20 protein-coding genes are annotated in these 21,139 nt (G+C 56.3%); 13 read left to right on the top strand and 7 right to left on the bottom strand.

Annotated features, from left to right (window positions below):
• The first annotated feature begins 58 nt into the window (after window positions 1-58).
• The gene (locus tag DBR37_RS06605; RefSeq protein WP_124573668.1) at window positions 59-520 is read left to right on the top strand and encodes a PliI family lysozyme inhibitor of I-type lysozyme; all 462 of its coding nucleotides are present in this window, start codon (window positions 59-61) and stop codon (window positions 518-520) included.
• A gap of 34 nt (window positions 521-554) precedes the next feature.
• Here DBR37_RS06605 and DBR37_RS06600 read toward each other — a convergent pair whose 3' ends face one another.
• Together DBR37_RS06600 and DBR37_RS06595 are read right to left on the bottom strand one after the other, a co-directional pair.
• The gene (locus tag DBR37_RS06600) at window positions 555-1,085 is read right to left on the bottom strand and encodes a chromate transporter (protein ID WP_124573667.1); all 531 of its coding nucleotides are present in this window, start codon (window positions 1,083-1,085) and stop codon (window positions 555-557) included.
• Window positions 1,082-1,657, bottom strand: coding sequence for a chromate transporter (locus tag DBR37_RS06595; protein ID WP_124573666.1), 576 nt, complete (start codon window positions 1,655-1,657; stop codon window positions 1,082-1,084). The genes DBR37_RS06600 and DBR37_RS06595 overlap by 4 nt, the downstream gene beginning before the upstream one ends.
• 98 nt (window positions 1,658-1,755) lie before the next feature.
• Here DBR37_RS06595 and DBR37_RS06590 point away from each other — a divergent pair, with 98 nt between their 5' ends.
• Window positions 1,756-2,661 (top strand): LysR family transcriptional regulator, encoded by a 906-nt coding sequence (locus tag DBR37_RS06590; RefSeq protein WP_124573665.1) that lies wholly within the window; start codon window positions 1,756-1,758, stop codon window positions 2,659-2,661.
• 5 nt (window positions 2,662-2,666) lie between these two features.
• Here the strand turns inward: DBR37_RS06590 and DBR37_RS06585 are convergent, their stop codons facing one another.
• Both DBR37_RS06585 and dcd read right to left on the bottom strand, forming a co-directional pair.
• The gene (locus DBR37_RS06585; protein WP_124573664.1) at window positions 2,667-3,386 is read right to left on the bottom strand and encodes a hypothetical protein; all 720 of its coding nucleotides are present in this window, start codon (window positions 3,384-3,386) and stop codon (window positions 2,667-2,669) included.
• Between the two features lie 20 nt (window positions 3,387-3,406).
• Window positions 3,407-3,973 carry a dCTP deaminase gene (gene dcd, locus DBR37_RS06580; RefSeq protein WP_124573663.1) on the bottom strand — a complete coding sequence of 189 codons (567 nt, stop codon included), beginning with the start codon at window positions 3,971-3,973 and terminating at the stop codon, window positions 3,407-3,409.
• A gap of 333 nt (window positions 3,974-4,306) precedes the next feature.
• On the opposite strand from dcd, the gene DBR37_RS06575 reads away from it, so the two are divergent.
• From DBR37_RS06575 to DBR37_RS17240, 5 genes are all read left to right on the top strand, one after another.
• The gene (locus DBR37_RS06575; RefSeq protein ID WP_124573662.1) at window positions 4,307-4,828 is read left to right on the top strand and encodes a sigma-70 family RNA polymerase sigma factor; all 522 of its coding nucleotides are present in this window, start codon (window positions 4,307-4,309) and stop codon (window positions 4,826-4,828) included.
• Complete coding sequence (locus tag DBR37_RS06570) at window positions 4,825-5,814, top strand: FecR domain-containing protein (RefSeq protein WP_233588297.1); 990 nt, start codon at window positions 4,825-4,827, stop codon at window positions 5,812-5,814. Before DBR37_RS06575 ends, DBR37_RS06570 begins: the two co-directional genes overlap by 4 nt.
• A 111-nt stretch (window positions 5,815-5,925) precedes the next feature.
• A complete protein-coding gene (locus DBR37_RS06565; protein ID WP_124573661.1) occupies window positions 5,926-8,466 on the top strand; it encodes a TonB-dependent receptor in 2,541 nt (846 codons plus the stop codon).
• 20 nt (window positions 8,467-8,486) lie between these two features.
• On the top strand, window positions 8,487-10,091 hold the full coding sequence (locus DBR37_RS06560) for a PepSY domain-containing protein (protein WP_233588296.1): 1,605 nt from the start codon (window positions 8,487-8,489) through the stop codon (window positions 10,089-10,091).
• The gene (locus DBR37_RS17240) at window positions 10,088-10,396 is read left to right on the top strand and encodes an iron transporter (protein ID WP_233588295.1); all 309 of its coding nucleotides are present in this window, start codon (window positions 10,088-10,090) and stop codon (window positions 10,394-10,396) included. The genes DBR37_RS06560 and DBR37_RS17240 overlap by 4 nt, the downstream gene beginning before the upstream one ends.
• Before the next feature lie 17 nt (window positions 10,397-10,413).
• On the opposite strand, the gene hrpA is transcribed toward DBR37_RS17240, so the two are convergent.
• Window positions 10,414-14,370, bottom strand: a complete 3,957-nt coding sequence (gene hrpA / locus DBR37_RS06555; protein ID WP_124573660.1) for an ATP-dependent RNA helicase HrpA — start codon at window positions 14,368-14,370, stop codon at window positions 10,414-10,416.
• Window positions 14,371-14,455: 85 nt separating this feature from the next.
• On the opposite strand from hrpA, the gene argA reads away from it, so the two are divergent.
• From argA to DBR37_RS06535, 4 genes are all read left to right on the top strand, one after another.
• Window positions 14,456-15,766, top strand: a complete 1,311-nt coding sequence (gene argA / locus DBR37_RS06550) for an amino-acid N-acetyltransferase (protein WP_124573659.1) — start codon at window positions 14,456-14,458, stop codon at window positions 15,764-15,766.
• 145 nt (window positions 15,767-15,911) lie between these two features.
• A complete protein-coding gene (locus tag DBR37_RS06545) occupies window positions 15,912-16,184 on the top strand; it encodes an oxidative damage protection protein (protein ID WP_012079035.1) in 273 nt (90 codons plus the stop codon).
• Window positions 16,185-16,390: 206 nt separating this feature from the next.
• Window positions 16,391-17,188 carry a hypothetical protein gene (locus tag DBR37_RS06540; protein WP_124573658.1) on the top strand — a complete coding sequence of 266 codons (798 nt, stop codon included), beginning with the start codon at window positions 16,391-16,393 and terminating at the stop codon, window positions 17,186-17,188.
• Window positions 17,185-17,640 (top strand): DUF2628 domain-containing protein, encoded by a 456-nt coding sequence (locus DBR37_RS06535; protein WP_124573657.1) that lies wholly within the window; start codon window positions 17,185-17,187, stop codon window positions 17,638-17,640. Before DBR37_RS06540 ends, DBR37_RS06535 begins: the two co-directional genes overlap by 4 nt.
• Window positions 17,641-17,703: 63 nt before the next feature.
• On the opposite strand, the gene DBR37_RS06530 is transcribed toward DBR37_RS06535, so the two are convergent.
• Together DBR37_RS06530 and DBR37_RS06525 are read right to left on the bottom strand one after the other, a co-directional pair.
• On the bottom strand, window positions 17,704-18,156 hold the full coding sequence (locus tag DBR37_RS06530) for a DUF2721 domain-containing protein (RefSeq protein ID WP_124573656.1): 453 nt from the start codon (window positions 18,154-18,156) through the stop codon (window positions 17,704-17,706).
• Between the two features lie 136 nt (window positions 18,157-18,292).
• Window positions 18,293-19,195: a recombination-associated protein RdgC gene (locus tag DBR37_RS06525; protein WP_124573655.1), complete on the bottom strand. Its 903-nt coding sequence runs from the start codon at window positions 19,193-19,195 to the stop codon at window positions 18,293-18,295.
• A gap of 293 nt (window positions 19,196-19,488) precedes the next feature.
• Between DBR37_RS06525 and minC the strand changes: the two genes are divergently transcribed.
• Together minC and minD are read left to right on the top strand one after the other, a co-directional pair.
• Window positions 19,489-20,286: a septum site-determining protein MinC gene (gene minC / locus DBR37_RS06520; protein WP_124573654.1), complete on the top strand. Its 798-nt coding sequence runs from the start codon at window positions 19,489-19,491 to the stop codon at window positions 20,284-20,286.
• A 36-nt stretch (window positions 20,287-20,322) separates the two neighbouring features.
• Entirely contained in the window at window positions 20,323-21,138 is an 816-nt protein-coding gene (gene minD / locus DBR37_RS06515) for a septum site-determining protein MinD (RefSeq protein WP_012079031.1), read from the top strand.
• The last annotated feature ends 1 nt before the right edge of the window (window position 21,139 follow it).

The following is a 21,139-nucleotide window of genomic DNA, read 5'->3' as shown; positions in this document are numbered from 1 at the left end:
ATTTCCCGGCAAAATCTCACATCCGGTTTTGCATCATCAGTCAAACAGAAACATTCTCATGCATAAAATCGCACTCTTATTCGCTGCGCTGATCGCTTCAGCCAGCAGCTACGCCGCCGACAACGGCAGCCGCGTCATCAAAAGCGGAATCTACCCGGCTACCAAAGGCATGGTAGTCGTCGCCGAAGGGGACTATGAACCACGTGGCATAGGTAGCTATACCTTACGCGTCTATGCGAAGAACGATCCGGCCTATCCGTATGATGCATTCCTGACCGGCACCATACGCCCGCGTAACGGCACCGTAGAAAGCCTGACATTCGCCGACGTCGACCGCGATGGCACAGCGGAAATCATCGTCACCACACGGTATGTCGGCAGCGGCAACTACGTCACGGTTGACGCCTTCCGGCTACGCAAGAAAAACCTGCAACTCGTCACCTCGATTGCAGGCATGGATGCCAGCAAGGATGCGATACAGGCCTTGAAGAAAAAACTGGCTAACAACAGCGGCAAGTAAGACGCAGCGGTGAGGTGCAACCGCCCTCGCCCGCTCACACCCAGGAATTCCCCAGCAAAGCCACCAGGCTGCCCACCAGCAGCAACCACAACGGATGGATGCGTGTCTTCCACGCCAGCACAGCGCTGACAACTGTAATCGCAGTCAGCAGCCAGTTGCTATCCGATGCGTGCGCAATCACGGCGGCACTGGCCGCGACGATACCCGCCGTCACCGGCACCATGCCGGACTGTATGTAAGCACGCCACGGTTTATCCTTGAAGCGTTCCCATGCATGCAGCGACATGATGGTCAGCAGCGACGAAGGCCCGAACTTGGCGATGGCGGTCACCAGCATCCCGGCCCAGCCTGCAACCTGCCAGCCGACCAGATTCACTATCATCATGTTCGGCCCCGGCGCAGCCTGGCTCAAGGCAAACAAGGCGCTGAACTCTTTGGCCGTCATCCATTGATGCACCTCGACTACCTGACGCTGCATCTCCGGCAGGATGGCATTGCCACCACCAAAGGCCAGCAAAGACAACTGCGTAAAAATGAGGAATAAGGCGATCAGGGTCTGCGTCATTTCTTGCTCCTTGCGGTGACCCAGATACTCAGCGGCGTCATCACCAGCATCACCCACAGCAAAGGCAAGCGCAGTATTGCAATCGCGACGAAGCAAAGTATCGCCACCAGCGCCATCAAATACTTCCCGCGCAACTGCACCGCTATCCTGATCGCCATCGCAACCAGCAACCCTGCTGCCGCTGCCGCCAGCCCGGCAAATACATGCGCTACCTGTGCATCATTCTGGAAGCGCTCATACAACATACCGAGCAGTACCAGCACCACCGATGGCATCGCGACCAGCCCCATGATGGAAACGAAGGCCCCCTTCACACCACGGAAACGCATACCGACAGCGACCGATAAATTAATCATATTGCCGCCAGGCAGAAACTGACACAGGCCGAGTAATTCGGTGAACTCAGTTTCATTCAGCCAGCGCTTGTCTTCCACCAGCATACGGTGCGCCAGCGGCAAGGCACCGCCAAACGCCATCATCCCCAGCCCCAGGAAGCCGAGGAACAATTGTCGCAACGTCGGAGCCGTGGCCTGTTCCTGCGCGGCTTGCGCTACTTGTGTGCTGCTTTCCATGATCTTGCTTCCGCGTGACATCTCGATAAACGAAAGCTTACGCTTGCAACGCCATTCAGTCTAATATATGGAATCATAGTTAAGCATACTTAAAATATATGTCATCCATAGACCTCCGCCTGCTGCGTTACTTCGTCGCCGTCGCGGAAGAAGGCCATCTGACCAAGGCGGCGCAACGCATAGGCATACAACAGCCGCCGCTGAGCCAGCAAATCCGTGCACTGGAAAAAGAACTGGGGGTCACCCTGTTCCGGCGTATGCCACGCGGCATGGAACTGACCGAGAGCGGTCAGGCGCTACTGACGGATGCGCGCCTGATACTGGAGCAGATCAACACGACGATAGAAGGTGTACGCCGCATCTCGCTCGGCGAAAGTGGCCGCCTCGCAGTCGGTTTCACCGAGTCGGCAGCGTTGCACCCTTTCATCCCGGCAGTCATACGCGCCTTCCGGCAAAAATCGCCGGGCGTCATCATGGCAGTCGAGGAAAGCAATACCAATGATCTGGTCGAAGACTTGCGGCACAACCGCCTCGACGTCGCCTTCATACGCTCGCCGATAGGGAGTGCTGCCGGCCTGAAAATGGAAACCATGCTGGTGGAAGAAATGATCGTCGCGTTGCCGGTCACGCATAAACTGGCACAACGACGCAAGAGCCTGCCGCTGACGGCATTGGCCGAGGACGACTTTATCCTGAACCGACGCCCGAGCGGTCCCGGTCTCTATGACAGCGTGATTGCCGCCTGCCGCGCCGCCGGGTTCAGCCCGCGTGTAGTGCAGGAAGCAAAAAAGAATTTATCGACGCTGAGTCTGGTGGCGGCGGGACTGGGGGTCTCTATCGTGCCCGCATCAATGCGACACGTACAACTGAAGGAAGTGGTTTACCTGAAGCTGGAGCAGGCACCCGACCTGCGTGCGCCGCTGCATCTGGCGTATCGCGATGAACCGCAATCGGGTGCCGCGGAGAGGATGATTATCGAAGCGCGGAAGCTGGCGCAACGTTAAAACAGTTAGCCGCGCACTTCTTCTTCGACTTCTTCCGCTGGTGCCGCAGGCTGAACTTCAGGCTGCGTTTGCGGTATTACTTCAGGCTGCATCCCGGCTGGCGCCTCCGTCTGCACCACCGGCTTGGCCGTGCGCTTGGCGACCTGCACGCCCGCGATAAAGACTTCTGCATCCTTCGCCAGATCCTCTATCACCGCGTCACCCCGGTGCGACATGCCGACCATAAAGCCGACGCCCGGCACGGTCGGATGCTGGCAGTACAGCGAATTGAATTGCAACATCAGCTTCACAGTTTCAGTCGCTGAAGTACTGGTCTTCGCCTTCATGTCTTCAGTCACACCGACATACTTCACGCACGGATAACCGCGCTGTTCGGTATATTCAAAATCAGCCGAGACCGGTTTGAAACGCTCTGTCGGAGAATCGGCCTGTACACCTTGTTTCACCAGCGCCTCAAACTCATCCTTGCCCTTGAAATCGGGCAAGGCAAACAGGCTGACCTGCGCAATAAAACTTTCATTGAGCGCATCACCGGCACGCGCAAAAGCCAGTTCAGCCTGCGACGACTTGGCGATCATCCAGTCACCAGTCAATGGCGCACGCACATCGAGGAAGGCATTCGCGAACATCTTTCCGGCAGGGACGAGCGTTTGCGCATGCGACAACGCAGGCGTCGCCGCAGACACTACTGACAGCAACGCAAACATGCGCGCATATTTCTTCATGGGGAAGCCGCTCACATGCATCAGGTTTTAGGCAACGTCACACCGTGTTGGCCCTGGTACTTGCCGCCACGATCTTTATACGATGTTTCGCAGATTTCATCGCTTTCAAAGAACAGCACTTGCGCGCAACCTTCACCTGCATAAATCTTCGCCGGCAATGGTGTGGTGTTGGAGAACTCCAGTGTTACATAGCCTTCCCATTCAGGTTCGAACGGCGTCACGTTAACGATGATGCCGCAGCGTGCGTAAGTCGATTTACCGAGGCAGATAGTCAGCACATTGCGCGGGATGCGGAAGTACTCGATGGTACGTGCCAGCGCGAACGAGTTCGGCGGGATGATGCAGACATCGCTCTTGATATCGACGAAGGAGTTTTCATCAAAGTTCTTCGGATCGACGATGGTGCTGTTGATATTGGTGAAAATCTTGAATTCGTCGGCGCAACGGATATCGTAGCCGTAGGATGAAGTACCGTAAGAGACGATCTTCTGGCCGTTGGACTGGCGTACCTGACCTGGCTCGAACGGTTCGATCATGCCGGTTTGCTCTGCCATGCGGCGTATCCATTTATCGGATTTGATGGTCATATTCTTCGATTTAAGTGAGTGTTGTAAGGGACTTCCGCAATTTTACGCGAAATCAACCGCGATTCGACTGCTGTCCGACGATAGGAGGCAGCGCAAAGCTGCGATAACTGGCGCAAACACCTTTTTCAAATGCCGGGGATGCACACCTGTGACGACGCATGAATGTGGCGTACACACATCATTGCGACCATCAAAATGCATTTCCCGCCAATTTTTTATGGTCAAAAAAAGCCTGCCTCTGTAATATTGATAATAATTCTCATTTGTATATAGCCGCAAGCATCACGGTCATTCTTCGATGTGTATGCGGCTCATCGCTCAGGAAATCTTATTGTGTCAGCTGTACCGCTAGTCTCGGACCGGGACGTCGCTGCTATTTATGTCGATCACCACAGCTGGCTGGTGAGTTGGCTGCGTCGCAAACTGGGCGGCGCAGATCAGGCCACAGACCTGGCACAGGACACCTTCGTGCGCATACTCGCAGTTCAGGAAACACGGCGCGAACTGACACTGCAGGAACCCCGCGCCTATCTGACCACCATCGCGCATCGTCTGCTGATCAATCACGTTAAACGGGTATCGCTGGAACAGGCTTATCTGGACGTGCTGTCGCAGATGCCGGAACCGGAAACGATGTCCGCCGAAACACGCATGCTCATCCTCGAAACCCTGCATGAAATCGACGCCATGCTCGACGGTCTGGGCAGCAAAGTACGTGAAGCCTTTTTGCTGTCGCAGCTTGAAGGCCTGACCTATGCAGAAATTGCCGCACGTCTCGGCGTGACCGACCGCACCGTCAAACGCTACATGGCGGCAGCCTTCGAACAATGCATCCTGCTGGTGGCTGCAGAATGATGCCGTCCGCCATCAGCAACCCGCTACGCAACAACCCCAGGGCGGTTGACCCAGGTGCTGCCAAACAGGCCGCGCAATGGCTGGTACTCATGCATTCCGGCGAAATGACAGATGCTGATCGCCAGGCCTGCGACCGCTGGCGCGCCAGCCATGCCGATCATGAACTCGCGTGGGAACGCGCAGCAATGGTCAGCAAAAAATTCGGTCTGGTGCCGTCCAAGGTCGGCGTGCCGGTACTGCGGAATGCAGCTGCAATGAATCGTCGTAGCGCCATCAAGACACTCACTTTACTCATCGCTGCCGGCCCGGTCGCCTGGACCGCCTATCGCGTTGCACCGTGGCAGGAATGGGCTGCCAATGAACATACTGCGACCGGTGAACAGCGTGAAATCACGTTAGCAGATGGCACCCGCCTGTTCATGAATACCGCAACTGCTATCGATATCGCCTTTGATGACAACACGCGGCGTATTTATCTGCGTAGCGGTGAAATTATGGTGACTACCGCCAAAGATAGCGCCGCCATGCCGCGCCCGTTCATTGTGGAAAGCAAACAAGGCAGCATGCGCGCACTCGGCACCCGCTTCATCGTGACGCAACACAATGATTCCAGCCTGGTAGCGGTGACTGAAGGCGCGATTGAAGTCAGGCCGCGCCACAACGAATCCGGCGCTTTCATAGTGGGCGCCGGTGAACAGGCGAATTTCAATAGCGAAGCAGGCGTGTTGCAAACCATAGACCCACATGCCGACGCCTGGACCACCGGAGTCTTGTACGCAGAAAAAATGCAGCTCTCCGAGTTCATCACTGAAGTCGCGCGTTATCGCCCCGGCATCCTGCGTTGCGATCCGGCTGTCGCTGACTTACGCGTCTCCGGCGCATTCCAGTTGCGCGATACAGATGCAGTCATCAAGGCACTGGTCGCCTCCTTGCCGATACGTGCGACCCTGGTCACGCGCTACTGGGTGACGATAGGGCCCGTATAAGCCCGCCGTAAAAAATATTAACCAACAATGCTGTAGCGATGTCCCCTTTTCAAAGTTCGACGGTCAGACAGGATAAGAGCAACACATTCTGACCCTCGAAAGGACATCTTCATGACTCACCCGCGTTCAGCGCGCAGCACGGCATTTAGTGCTTCTTCTGCAATCAAATCTGCTGCATCCACCGCCCACCAGGCTTTTCCTCGCCTGAAGCCTTCGGTCAGGCTGGTACGCGGTGCCATCGTCGTGATGGCTGCCGCCGTGGTCATGGCCGGTGTACCTGCCACCCCGGCATTTGCAGCAGAACCGGGTGTCAGCACGTCCGCACAAAAAAGCTACAACATTCCGGCGGGTCCGCTCAGCCCTGCCCTGTCAGCATTTGCCGGTAGTGCCGGCGTCAACCTGGCGTCCGAACCAGCGCTGACCGACGGCCTGCGCACACAGGGCCTGCAAGGCAGCTTCACGGTACAGGAAGGTTTCGCCCGCCTGCTGGCAGGCAGTGGCCTGACCGCAGTCGCGCGCGGCGGCAATGTCTACACACTGAGCAAGCTGCCACCTTCTTCCAACGTTGCTCCGCATGAAGCGACTTTGCCTGCCGTGACTGCGACCGCCGCGGCGACGCCGACGACCGAAGGCAGTGACTCCTATACGACGCGTGCGCTGACCATAGGCAAGATGACGCAATCGATACGTGAAACGCCGCAATCGGTCACCGTAGTCACACGTAAGCAAATGGATGACCAGAATCTGGTAACGCTGGATCAGGTACTCGAACATACAACCGGCATCACCAAATCGCAGCGCAACTTTGGTGCCCATGTCTACACCATACGCGGCTATGTCATCCCTGAAACCAACTATCTGATCGATGGCGTATCCGGCAATGTTTACAATCCGACCGGCTGGGTTCCCACCGATATGGCAGTCTTTGATCGCGTCGAGGTACTGCGCGGTGCGGGTGGGCTGATCGTCGGTGCCGGTGATCCAAGCGGCGTCATCAATATGGTGCGCAAGCGCCCGAAAGCGGAAAAACATTTTGATGTAACGGCACGTGTCGGTTCCTGGAACAACTACCGGATGGAAGTGGATGCAGGCGGCACGCTGAATGAAGCGGGTACAGTACGTGGCCGCGTAGTGGCTGCGTATCAGGACAACAAATTCTTTTACGACGTAGCCCACTCCAAGACACCGCTGGTCTACGGTGTCATTGATATGGATCTCAGCCGCGATACCACACTGACCGTCGGCGTACGTCATCAGGAAACCAATATCGATGGCTATGCAATTTACGGTTTGCCGCGCTTTACCAATGGCGCAGCCTTGAATGTGCCGCGTTCGACCTCCTTCACGCAAGCCTGGAACCGTCACGAAGCATCGACAGATGAAATATTTACCGAACTCGAACATCGTTTCGCCGGTGACTGGAAAGCGAAGCTGACTGCTACCTATAGCAAAACCAGCATCTATCAAAAACTGGGACGTATACGTGGCGCCGTCAATCCTGCAGTAGAAACGACCAACGTTGAGCGCTCCTACTTCATGAACCACGAAGTCCCAAGCTACGGCATTGATGCAAATGCATCCGGCAGTTTCAAGGCCTGGGGTCGTACGCATCAGGCGATGTTTGGTGCGAACTGGTCCAAGTCAACGACATGGATACGTACGGCAACGTCGGATCTGCCTGCGGTCGGCACTATGAGTATTTACAATCCCAACCCCTGGCTACTGGCAGAACCAACGCAACCGGCATGGGCAAACCGCTCGGTCAACAGGGATGATCGCTTCGGTATCTACGGCAGCACTCGCTGGGAATTGGCAGACGATCTCCACATGTTGCTGGGTGGTCGTGTCAGCTGGTTCGCGGCACGCAGTGAGAACCTGGTGACCAGCCGACTGACCAATGATTACAAGCAGAAGGCTGAATTCACCCCTTATGCGGGCCTGGTCTACGACCTGAGCAAGGAATGGTCTGTTTACACCAGCTATGCCGATACTTTCGAACCGCAGAGCCGCTACGAAACTGCTTCAGGCGTACCACTTAAGCCAGCCATTGGTTCCAATGTTGAAGCAGGTATCAAAGGCGAGTTATATAACGGTCGCCTGAATATCGCTATGTCCGTCTTCCAGGCCAAGAAAAAGAATGTCGCAGTACAGGATATGAATACAAATGGTCTTTGCCCTGGTGTATCCAGCAGCTACTGCTACCGCACTTCCGCATTCCGGGACAGCCGTGGTTTCGAAATCGAAGTTGGAGGTCAACTGGCGAGAGGCTGGCAAGCAACGGCCGGTTACACGCGTCTGAAGAATGAAGACGAAAACGGTCAAACCACCAGCTGGGAAACACCCAAGCATTTGTTCCGCGCTTCGACTACCTACCGTTTACCGGGTGAATGGCAAAAATGGTCTATCGGCGGTGGTGTAATCGCCCAAAGCGATTACTCATACAAAGAATCAGCCAACGTCACCATCACGCAAGGTGGTTACTCGGTTTGGAATGCATTCGGCTCCTACAAAATCAGTGATAAATGGACCGCGTCTTTGAACATCGACAACCTGTTCGACAAACACTACTTTGCTGTCGTTGGTGGCACGCTAAACGGCGGCTACTTCGGCACACCACGTAACGTGATGCTGACCATGCGCGGCTCGTTCTGACGAACAACTGAGCGGCTTACATGAAGGATAGTTTGCGACTCAGTATGTCGTGGTTGCACACATGGTGCGGGCTGCTTTGCGGCTGGCTCCTGTGTGCAATTTTTCTCGCGGGTTCACTCAGTGTATTTCGTGATCCGATCACGCACTGGATGAAGGCAGAGCCGGTGCTTGCGGCAAATACGCATGCCGCACATGGACTGGATGCACATGTGCTGGCATCCACCATGCAATACATGGCGACCAATGCCGCAGGTGCTCCCTTCTGGCGTATCACATTGCCGGAACAGCCAGGCGACGCACTACAAGTATTCTGGCGCAGCAAGGATGGGCCGCGTACAGGTTCCCAATTGGTCGTGCATCCGGAGTCGGGGGCCTTCCTGTCACTACCATGGGGGCGACAGACCGAGGGCGGCCGTCACTTCATGTCCTTCCACTACGCATTACATGCCGACATGCTGGGTTTCTGGCTGGTCGGCTTTGTTTCTATGGGCATGTTGCTCGCGCTGGTATCCGGCGTCATCGTGCACAAACGTATCTTCAAGGATTTCTTTACCTTCCGCCCCGGTAAAGGTCAACGCTCGTGGCTGGACGCACACAACGTCACAGCCGTTCTGGCACTACCCTTCCTGTTCATGATTGTGTATACCGGCCTGGCGTTTTTTTACACCAGCTATATGCCTATGCCTTTGCGCACGGCTTACGGTTCGGATGGCAAGGCTTATGCGCAGTATCAGCAGGAACTGGCGCCGGCACCAATATTGAAACGCAAGCTCAGCGGCGAGGCTGCCCCGCTCCCTGAACTGTCACCACTCATGCAGCAGGCACAGAACATGACAGGACTGCCTGCACGCATGCTCTTGATAGAACGTCCGGGCGACGCCAGCATGACCATCAAGATCTACGACCGCGGGCCCGACACCGCAGGCACCGGGCGCATTTTGAACTCGCCCGGCATCGTCACCTTCGACGGTGTAACAGGCGCGGTGCTGCAATGGCAAAAGTCCGAAGGCAACCACGACGCAATCAGCAGCAAAGCACATCGCGTCGTCGAGACACTGCACGTCGCCGGATTTGGCGGCTGGGGCATGAAGTGGCTTTACTTCCTGTGCGGGATCATGGGCATGATCATGATCGCAACCGGCACCATTCTGTTTTCAGTCAAACGCCGCAATAAAAATGAAATGGAATTCGGCTTCGCAACTGCGCGCGTCTATCGCTGGATAGAAGCCCTGAATGTCGCGTCAGTCACCGGTATCTGCGTTGCCTGCATCAGCTACCTCTATGCGAATCGCCTGATAGATGCTGACTTTGCACTACGTTCTGCATGGGAAATCAGGGCATTTTTTATCGCATGGTTGCTGACACTGCTGCACGCCATGCTGCGACCAGCTGCGCGGGCATGGGTGGAGCAACTGGCATTCGCTGCATGTCTCTGTATCGCGCTGCCATTACTCAACTTCGTCACCACGGGCGCATACTTTGTGCACTACCTGCAGCGCGCTGACTGGCAAGGCTTTTCGGTGGAAATGGTAGCGCTGACATTCGGCGTAGCGCTGGCTTATGCTGCGTACAAAGTGTGGAGAAAAAACATGCGGCCTGCAGTTGTATCGAAAGCAAAGCGATGAGAGCCAAACCCATCCCTACCGTCTCACCATCGTATCGCTGGATGATCGCAAGCCGGGTCCTGGCCGCCAGCGTCGGTGCTTATGTACTGAGCGCGTTGAGCGCATCAGTACTGGCACTATTATTGCCACTTATCGCAGGTGTTTCCCGCGCCGAAGGTGTGCTGACAGGGACGCTATTGAGTTTCGTGATTTACACCTGCATCGCCTTATGGGTATTCTGCTGCCGCAGTGCGATGCGTGTGTGGATGTGGCTGATCGCCTGGTCTGCGGGGTTAGCCTTGTTGCTGTATTTCTTACAGGGCTAAGCTGGCGCAGACCAAGCTTAGCGCTGCATAGCTTCCCAAACTTTTTGCAAACGCTTAACCGATACCGGCATAGGCGTACGCAATTCCTGCGCAAACAGGGATACGCGCAGCTCCTCCAGCAACCAGCGGAACTCCGTCATTTTCGGATCGCCGTGCCGCTCTTTCAAAGCACGCTGCCACGGTGCAGCGGCCTGCTGCCACTCAGCCATCGCCCGCGTATCACGTGCCGGATCGGCGCGCAGTTTATCGATACGCACATTGATGGCTTTCAGGTAGCGCGGGAAATGCGTGAGGTTGCTGTAATCGTTGTCGGCGATGAAGCGCTTGCCGACCAGTCCCTGCAATTGCGCCTGGATATCGGTCACCGCCTGCGCATGTGCTTTCACCGTTTGCAGCTTCTTCGGCAAAGCATGGTATTCGGTCAGGATCAGGCCGACCAGACGCGCGATCTCATTCACCAGCAAACCGAGACGCGATTTTCCTTCATCCTTGCGTGCATTGAACTGTTCGGCATTCTTCGGCAAAGGTTCTTGCAGACAGGCGCGCTCCAGTCCGGCGTGGATGATCTGATCGCGCAACTCTTCCTGCGTACCCAGTGCCATGAACTGCATGCCCATTTGCTGCAAACCGGGAACGTTCTTTTCCAGATACTTCAGTTGCTCTTTCAACTGCAAAGCCAGCAAGCGACGCAAGCCTATACGATGCACACGTGCCGCTTCATCCGGATCATCAAACACTTCCAGATCGCAATGTGCGCCCTTATCCACCAACGCCGGGAAGCCGATCAGGGTCTGCTTGCCGCGCTGGATTTCCAGCAACTCGGGTAATTCACCAAAGCTCCAGCCGGTCAGGTTCTGGTGTGTTGCGACTGCCGCAGGCGCAGCCTTGCTATTCGCAACAGGTACAGCGCTCTTGCCGCTGGCTGCCGCTTGCGGCTGTGCGTTCGGAGCCACCGGCGTTGCGGTTTTCTCGGCGATGCGCTGGAAGCTCTCGCGTGCCTGCCCGCCAAATTCTGCACGCAAGGCACCGAGGTTGCGCCCCATCTCGAGCTGACGTCCATGCTCATCGATCACTTTGAAGTTCATGAATTGATGCGCGGACAGAGTTTCCAGTTTGTAGTCTGTGGTCTTGCTGGCGATGCCGGTTTGTTCACGTACGTCAGCAATCACCGCATCCAGCAAGCTGCCTTTACCGAAAGCATGCGTGTCCTGCACGCGATCACAGAAACCAGCGGCGTAATCCGGCAGCGGTACACAATGACGGCGCAGCTTTTGCGGCAAAGACTTCAGCAGCAGATGTACTTTTTCCTTCAGCATCCCGGGCACCAGCCATTCGCACCTGTCGGCGGATACCTGATTCAGCGCATACAGCGGCACGGCCAGGGTTACACCGTCACGCGGCGTACCCGGTTCGAAGTGATACGACAAAGCCATATCAACGCCCGCGACATTCATCACTTTCGGGAACAGCTCGGTGGTGACGCCCGCCGCCTCATGCCGCATCAGGTCATCTCGGTTCAGGTACAGCAACTTCGGCTCTTTAGCCGTTGCATCCTTGTGCCACTTCTCGAAACTGATGCCATTGTGAATATCAGCCGGGATCAGTTTGTCGTAGAACGCAGCGATCAACTCATCATCGACCAGCACGTCGAGACGACGCGATTTGTGTTCGAGGTTTTCGATCTCGCGCACCAGCTTGTGGTTATGCGCAAAGAAAGGCGCACGCGTTTCAAAGTCGCCTCCGACCAGCGCATCACGAATAAATATTTCGCGTGCATCGGAAGGATTGATCAGGCCGTACTGGATACGGCGCTGGCTGTACACCACCAGACCATACAGGGTCGCGCGCTCGTAGGCAGAAACCTGCGCCGTGCGTTTTTCCCAGCGTGGTTCGCCATACGACTTTTTCAGCAAGTGGCCCGCTACGCGCTCCAGCCACTCCGGCTGTATCTGCGCGATACAGCGTGCGTACAAGCGCGTGGTATCGACCAGCTCGGCCGCCATCACCCATTTGCCCGCTTTTTTGATCAGGCTGGAACCCGGCCAGATATGGAACTTGATGCTGCGTGCACCGAGGTAGTGGGGCTCGTCCTCAGACTTGAAGCCAATATTGCCGAGCAAACCGGTCAGCAGTGCAGTGTGCAATTGCTCGTAGGTAGCTGGTGCTTCATTCAGTCGCCAGCCCTGCTCGCGCACGATGGTCAGCAACTGCGAGTGCACATCGCGCCATTCACGCAGGCGCAATTGCGACAGGAAGTTGGCACGGCATTCTTCCTGTAACAGGCGATTCGATTTTTTGTGCGCGATCGCGTCTTCAAACCATTTCCAGATTTTCAGATAGCTGCTGAATTCCGATTTTTCATCGGCGAATTTTTTATGCGCATTGTCTGCCGCAGCCTGCGCTTCCATCGGACGGTCACGCGGATCCTGCACCGACAAGGCGGCAGCGATGATCAGTACTTCGGTCAGGCAGACATTGTCTTTCGCCGCCAGGATCATGCGCCCTACGCGCGGATCCAGCGGCAGCTTGGCCAGTTCACGACCGAGGCGCGTCAGCTTGTTTTCATCATCGACGGCGCCCAACTCTTGCAGCAATTGATAGCCGTCGGCAATCGCACGGCCCAGCGGCGGCTCGATGAAGGGGAAAGTTTCCACATCCGTCAGATGCAGCGACTTCATGCGCAGGATGACGGAGGCCAGCGACGAACGCAAGATTTCCGGCTCGGTGAATTTAGGCCGTAGCAGATAATCCTGTTCGTCATACAAACGAATACAGACGCCGGCCGAAACACGGCCGCAACGACCAGCGCGTTGGTTCGCCGCCGATTGTGCAATCGGTTCTATCTGCAACTGCTCAACTTTATTGCGATAGCTGTAGCGCTTGACGCGCGCCAGCCCGGCGTCGACCACAAAGCGTATGCCGGGCACGGTCAGCGAGGTTTCGGCGACGTTGGTGGCCAGCACGATGCGACGTGCATTTGATATCTTGAATACGCGCTCCTGCTCCTGCACCGACAAGCGGGCAAACAGCGGCAGGATTTCTACATGCGGCGGATGGTGCTTGCGCAGCGCTTCGGCAGCGTCACGTATCTCGCGCTCGCCGGGCAGGAACACCAGCACATCACCGGAACCTATGCGCGCCAGCTCATCGACCGCATCGACCACTGCATCCATCAGGTCACGCTGGCCGCGTTCCTTGGCTGCCAATGCCGAGCGTCGTGCTGCGGCTGCGTCCGAGGTCGCATTCGGGTTGCTATCGGCATTCTTGTCAAACGGTTCGACCGGGCGATAACGCACTTCGACCGGATACAGGCGGCCGGATACTTCGATCACCGGCGCCAGCTTGCCGTTGCTGCCGAAGTGGCGTGCAAAGCGATCGGCATCGATGGTTGCCGAGGTGATGATGACCTTCAGGTCGGGCCGCTTGGGCAGCAACTGCTTCAGGTAACCGAGCAGGAAGTCGATGTTCAGGCTGCGTTCATGCGCTTCATCGATGATGATGGTGTCGTACTGGCGCAGCAGCGGATCGGTTTGCGTTTCCGCCAGCAAGATACCGTCGGTCATCAGCTTGATCCACGCGCCCTTGGTCAGGGTGTCGTTGAAGCGCACCTTGAAACCGACGTGCTCGCCCAGCGGCGTACCGATTTCCTGCGCAATGCGTTTGGCAGTGGATGACGCAGCGATACGGCGCGGCTGCGTGTGACCAATCAGGCCGTTCAGGCCGCGCCCGAGTTCCAGGCAAATCTTTGGCAACTGCGTGGTTTTACCGGACCCGGTTTCACCACTGACGATGATGACCTGATTGTTTTGGATCGCGCGCGCGATATCGTCGCGCTTGCCGGAAACCGGCAGCTCTTCGGGGAAGCTGATCGCCGGTAAAGGGTTGCGTACCGGCGGAGCGGATGGAGCCTGCACCCTGGGCGCAGGACGCCGGGATGGAGCACCCGGCTTGGACTTGGATTCTGGAGCGGACATGTAGGGCAGAATTATACAGAGCAGTGTCGCATTTCGTCGTCAGTTCACACAATCGATCCGGGTTGCCGTGGTTATAATGCGTCTCATGGAAAACCAAGATCAATTCGTCCAGTGGCTGCGTTCGGTCGCGCCGTACATCCACGCCTTTCGCGGCAAGACCTTTGTGGTCGCCTTCCCGGGCGAGCTGGTCAAGGATGGCGCGTTGCCGGTGCTGGCACAGGATTTGTCCCTGCTGCACGCGCTCGGCATCAAGGTTGTCATCGTGCACGGCTCGCGCCCGCAGGTAGAAGAACAACTGGCGTTGCGCCACGTGGAAGCACGCTTCCATGACGGCGTACGGATTACCGATACCGCTGCGCTGGAGTGCGCGAAAGAAGCTGCCGGCGAATTGCGCCTCGATATCGAAGCCGCTTTTAGCCAGGGCTTGCCGAATACGCCGATGGCGCATGCCGCCATCCGCATTATTTCCGGCAACTTCGTCACCGCACGCCCGGTCGGCATCATAGACGGTGTAGACCTCGAATTGACAGGCGTTACGCGCAAAATCGCGTATGAAGCCATCCATCCGATCCTGAATGCAGGCGGCCTGGTCTTGCTGTCACCACTCGGCTTCTCGCCTACCGGCGAAATTTTCAACCTGACGATGGAAGACGTGGCGGTCAATGCCGCCGTCGCCCTGCGCGCCGACAAGCTGATTTTCATCACCGAAACACCGATGATCCAGGATATGACCGGGGCCGACATCCATGAATTGTCATCGCACCAGGTAGACGCGGTATTGCAGCACGATTGCGTCCCGGCTGATGCTGCCTTCTATCTGCAGCATGCGATGCAAGCCTGTAACGGCGGCGTTCCGCGTGCGCACATCGTGCCTTATGCTACCGACGGCTCGGCCTTGCTGGAATTATTTACACATGATGGCGTCGGCACCATGGTTTCCTTCGAGAACCTGGAAAGCCTGCGCGATGCCACGATTGAAGACGTCGGCGGCATCCTTAAATTAATCGAGCCGTATGAAGCGGACGGCACACTGGTCAAGCGTGGTCGCGAACTGATAGAACGTGAAATTGATTACTTCTCCGTCATCGAACATGACGGTGTGATCTTTGCCTGTGCGGCGCTCTACCCTTTCCCGGCAGAAAAAATGGCCGAGATGGCTTGCCTGATCGTCAATCCGGAAGTACAGACGCAAGGCGATGGCGAGCGTTTGCTCAAGCATATGGAAAACCGCGCGCGCGCCGCCGGCCTGAAGAAACTGTTCGTACTGACGACGCGTACCGCGCACTGGTTCCTGAAGCGCGGCTTTGTCCCGGCGACCGTGGACAGCCTGCCGAAGAACCGGCAGCAAATGTATAACTGGCAGCGAAAATCCCTGGTTTTCACGAAAAACCTATAATGTCGCCTTCTTACCCGATATATGTCGGCGCGCCAGGTGCTTAAGCCCCTGACGCGACGACATGATTAGTCAACACTTATCAACACCCGCCGTACCCGCGTGACCCGAATGGCAACGCGACGTGGCAATAGAAAAGGACAGCACCATGACACGCATGATTCACTGCATCAAACTCGACAAGGAAGCGGAAGGCCTGGACTTTCCTCCGTACCCGGGCGAGTTGGGCAAACGCATTTATGAGACCGTATCGAAAGAAGCGTGGGCTGCCTGGCTCAAACACCAGACCATGCTGGTCAATGAAAACCGCCTGAACCTGGCCGATGTGCGCGCCCGCAAATACCTGGCAACGCAAATGGAAAAACACTTCTTCGGCGATGGCGCCGATGCTGCACAAGGTTATGTGCCGCCAACCTATTGATATTAGCTTCAGACTATAAAAAAGCCCGCGATCTGCGGGCTTTTTTATTTCCGGCATGCCTCACAGCAAAACGAGACTTAGCTTGTTCCCATCTGTATCGCTTGCAATGACACTGAGGCCCTGACCTATGCCTCGCACGTAAACCTCATGCAAGTCCCTCTCCCCTATCAGCTGAACCAGGCGACACTACTCCGCACCAAGTAAGCATGGCCAGACCACGATTCCCCAGGCAGGACAACAACGATCAAGACAAGGCCCCGCCTCTGAGCTGGCATCTGCTGTGGCAACTGCCGGTCGGATTTATCACACTTTTTGCCCTCATCGCACCGGGACTATTGCTAGCCATGCTCCCGCTCATCGCAGGCTGGATACTGACTGCATCATTCGATAATCCATCTGATTACGAGCCGTATTCCAGCTGGCTCTGGCGTGGCCTGTATGTACTGTGCATGACGCATATAAGTTATGGCATGTATCTGCTGCTGAAACTCCTGGCGACAAAGGTGTCATCTTTTATTCCCATTGAAGGCGTGATACTGCTTGCGCTGATATCCGGCTTGCTGGGTGCAATCGTTATTGAGTCCCAGCTTCTGAATTTTGCCAACGTACATACGGGTACGCAGCGCTTCGTGGATGGCAAGCTGCTCCGCCACGATGTGCTATGCACCACGACATACTCGCGCCATACCCGGGTAGCCAGTACGACTTGCAGCGGCGTGACTTTGTTCGCCACGACCGAAGGAGGGCTATATATACGCGGCCTCGAATATGATCGCGTGATACAGAAATTAAGACCGCAAGCCGCGGTACGACTGACCCTGTGCGAGAGCGTTCTGGGTACAACTGTGCTGCAGATCGAATCGCAGGCTGTCTGGCGCAGCCCTCTTGATTTGGCAAAAAAAACCGGCCAGGCTTGTACGCCCAGGACGGACTCAAAAACCAGGCACCCGGGATCCATCATGGATAGCGTGGCATCTACTACTCATGCAATGTTCATCACATGAAACTGGAACCAGACCCACTCCATGACTACGCCGTATTCAGCGACCAGCATGGTCGTCTGCTGGCGATCAAAAAGGGCTGGAGCTGGCCCGCGTTCCTGTACGGCCCGTTGTGGGCCATGTATCGCAAGCTATGGCTGCCAGTCGGCATCTACCTCGCCGCCATCCTGCTCTGCACTTTGCTGGAGCTGCAGGCGGGCTGGATTTCCGAGCGTCTCAATTTTTGGAGCAGTGCCCTGCTTTTTTGCATCAACGGTGCATTGGGCATAAAGGGCAATGACCAGCTACACAAGCGCTACATCCGACTCGGGTATCACTTGATAGGCCGTAACGTGCGTGCGGCATCTGTACACGCCGCCTTGCAGCGATATAGGACAGAACTCTCGGCAAGACAGGAAAGGCGCGAGGAACATCGCAACAAAAGACGCGCGCAACGCGCCGCCGCCCGTAAATGAAAAAGGCCGCTCACATGCTGAGCATATGAGCGGCCTTTACCGCAAACAAAATTATTGCGCTATTCAGGGGCGTGCTATCGGCTCTATCCTGCGTTCATACAAGGAACCCGTCGCCGCCAGGATTTCGCGCAAGAGCATGACAAAGCTCGAGACCAGGCACAACATGGCCATGATGAAGAAGACCGCGATGAACTTGGATAACTCGATGCTCAGGGCATCGCCCAGGAACAGGGAAATGATGACCAGGCTGACCATCAGTGCGCAAGCAGTACTCAGCACAATCGCGCGATTGATCAGGTGCGCCCGCGGGTACAAAGTCACCAGCTCGGCGTTCAGATCTGCATGATGGACAGGATCTACCGTACGCAATTTGTCTTCCAACACGCGTGAACGATCAGTAATCCGGCCCAGACGATTGGTCAGCACCATCAGATTGGTGCCGACACCGGTCAGCAGAAACACCGGTGCTACCGACAACTGGATAATGTGACCTATATCCCCGACTTGAATTTCCATGGCAGTACTCTAAAAAATTAACACGGGATAAACGTAGTGCAAGCGGTCATAAAACGACCGCCTGACACCACGATATCATGCCTGAAGCGGGTCAAGGCAGGCAAGAAACAGCTAAGTGCACGCCCCGCCCTGACGCTTACTTCTTCTCGACTTCGCCACCCAGTGCAACGACCAGATCACCCAGCATCTGGCTCAACTCACCCGTCATCAGCATGATGTCGGAATCGAAGCGCTCATCATCGTTCTGCGCGCTGGAATCAGCGTTTTCCTTGATCACGTCCAGCGGTGTCACGCGCTTGATGGTGAGCGACTCGGTCAGCACAAACGAAATCTTGTCGGCCCAGGTCATGGCCAGACGCGTACATTGCTTGCCGGAGGCGATATGGCGGCGCACATCCTCTGGTTCCAGCGTGTGGCGCACATAGCGCACGGTAGCCTTGCCTTCGCTGGTGGCGCGCAATTCGGTGTCCTGATCCACGGTGAAACCATGCGGTGCGGTATCGGCTGCCAGCCATTCGGTCATCGCAGTCACTGGCGATTGCGCTACGTGCAGCGTTTCCAGCGGCAATTTATCGACCGATTTGACCAGCAGTTTGATCACTTCGTCGGCTTTGGCCGGGCTGCCTGCGTCGACCACCATCCAGCCATTGACCGGATCGATCCAGACCCAGGTCTGACGCCAGACGCTGAAAGCACGCGGCAACAGGTCGTCGATGACCTCTTCCTTGAGTTCCTTCATTTGCTTGCGACCCGGCTTGAAGCCTTGCTGCTCTTCGATCTCTGCCGCCTTGATCTTGGTGACCTGGTTAATCACGGTAGTCGGCAACAGCTTCTTCTCGGTACCGAGCAAGAGCAGCATTTGCTTGTTCAGTGCATACACCAGTTCACCGTTTTCACGTGGCGAAACCCAGCCCTGGCTTTGCATTTCCAGGCTGGAGCAAGGCTGGAATGCATGCGGCGCGAGGTCTGCTGCCAATTGTTCTGCTGTAACGGCCCACGGCGCAGGAAGACGATATATCTGAAGATTCTTGAACCACATGGCGTGCCCCGGCAAAAAAAGGGGCTATTCTACACGCGACGCCCTGCTCTGCCGCACACAAAATTACATAAAATGGCACCCAGGCCGGCATCCGCGATTACCCTCGGGAAAGCTCGTAAAAATGCCATCTTCTGCGGTCAAACACCGCGGAAACACTCGCGGTAACGGGTATAATAGCGCTCACTTATCATCTGGCCGCCAGCCCTGCACGGTGCAGCACTGACGAACGAGCTTACCGGTCAGAAATTGATTACGAAATTTTTTAGCACACAGCATCAACATTTATCGCCTCCATGTCCAAAAGCTCATCTCGCAAGCCGATCGAAATCAAGATTTCCACCGTCGTCGCCGTCTCGGCCATCCTGCGTGATGCCAACCTCGCCGTGCTCGATGCCGCCATGCAGGAAATGACCGGCGGCAACGCCGACTTCTTCGATGATGAATTCGCGGTCATCGATGTCGGTTCGCTGGAGCCGGCCGGCCAGGTCATAGACTGGCCCGCGATTACCGCACTGCTCAAATCGTATCGCCTGAACGCAGTAGCAGTACGCAATGCGACACCGGAAATGGCGACAGAAGTACTGGCGCACGGCCTGAGCCTGGATGGCTCGGTCAAGGAACGTGCACCGACAGCGCCTACGACGCCGCAACAAGCTGAAATCGAACTGGCGCCGCCGGTCGCCGTGGCAGAACCGGAACCAGTCGTGGTGCAAGCCGCTGCCCCTGCTCCGGCTGCTACACAATTCGCAGCCAACACCATGATCGTGGATACCCCGGTCCGTGCCGGCCAGCGCATCTATGCGCGTGGTGCCGACCTGATCATCACCGCCGCGGTCAACAATGGCGCCGAAGTCATCGCTGACGGCAGCATCCACATTTACGCACCGCTGCGTGGGCGCGCGCTGGCGGGTGCCAGCGGCAATACCGAAGCACGCATTTTTACCCTCAGCATGGAAGCCGAACTGGTCTCCATCGCTGGCATGTATCGCACTTTTGAAAACGGCTTTCCACAGGATCGCGCACAACAGGCTACGCAAGTCCGCCTGGTTGGCGATCGCATCGACATGCTGCCTATCAAGGCAGCCGCATAACTTAGAAGTTCTAATAAATAACGAAAGGGGTTTCCTTTGGCAAAAATCATCGTTGTAACGTCAGGTAAAGGCGGCGTCGGCAAAACGACCTCGAGCGCAAGCTTTGCATCTGGTTTGGCCATGCGCGGACATAAAACAGTCGTCATCGACTTTGACGTCGGCCTGCGTAACCTCGATTTGATCATGGGCTGCGAACGCCGCGTGGTGTACGACCTGATCAATGTCGTCAACAAAGAAGCAACGCTGAACCAGGCGCTGATCAAGGACAAGCACTGCGACAACCTGTTCGTGCTGCCTGCTTCGCAAACCCGCGACAAGGATGCATTGAGTGAAGACGGCGTAGAGCGCGTCTTGCAAGACCTCGCCGCGATGGATTTTGAATTCATCATCTGTGATTCACCTGCAGGTATCGAGCACGGTGCCGTGATGGCGCTAACCTTTGCTGACGAAGCCATCATCGTCACCAATCCTGAAGTGTCGTCGGTACGCGATTCGGATCGCATCCTCGGCATCATCCAGGCCAAATCGCGCCGCGCACTGAATGGCGGCGAACCAGTCAAGGAACACCTGCTGATTACGCGCTACGTACCTAAGCGTGTAGAAGCGGGTGAAATGCTGTCCTACACCGACGTGCAGGAAATCCTGCGCATTCCACTGGTCGGCATCATCCCTGAATCGGAATCCGTACTGCACGCATCGAATGCGGGCAATCCGGCGATACATATTGAAGGCAGTGAAGTTTCGGAAGCATATAAAGATGTCGTCTCGCGTTTCCTCGGAGAAGACGTTCCGCTGCGATTTACCGACTACGAAAAACCTGGCTTTCTGCAGAGAATTTTTGGAGGTAAGTAAT

The organism is Herminiimonas sp. KBW02 (assembly GCF_003852535.1).
In the GTDB taxonomy this organism is placed as follows: Bacteria; Pseudomonadota; Gammaproteobacteria; order Burkholderiales; family Burkholderiaceae_D; genus Oxalicibacterium.
Note: the sequence above shows the minus strand (reverse complement) of the source record. Positions and strands in the feature narration are given on the sequence as shown.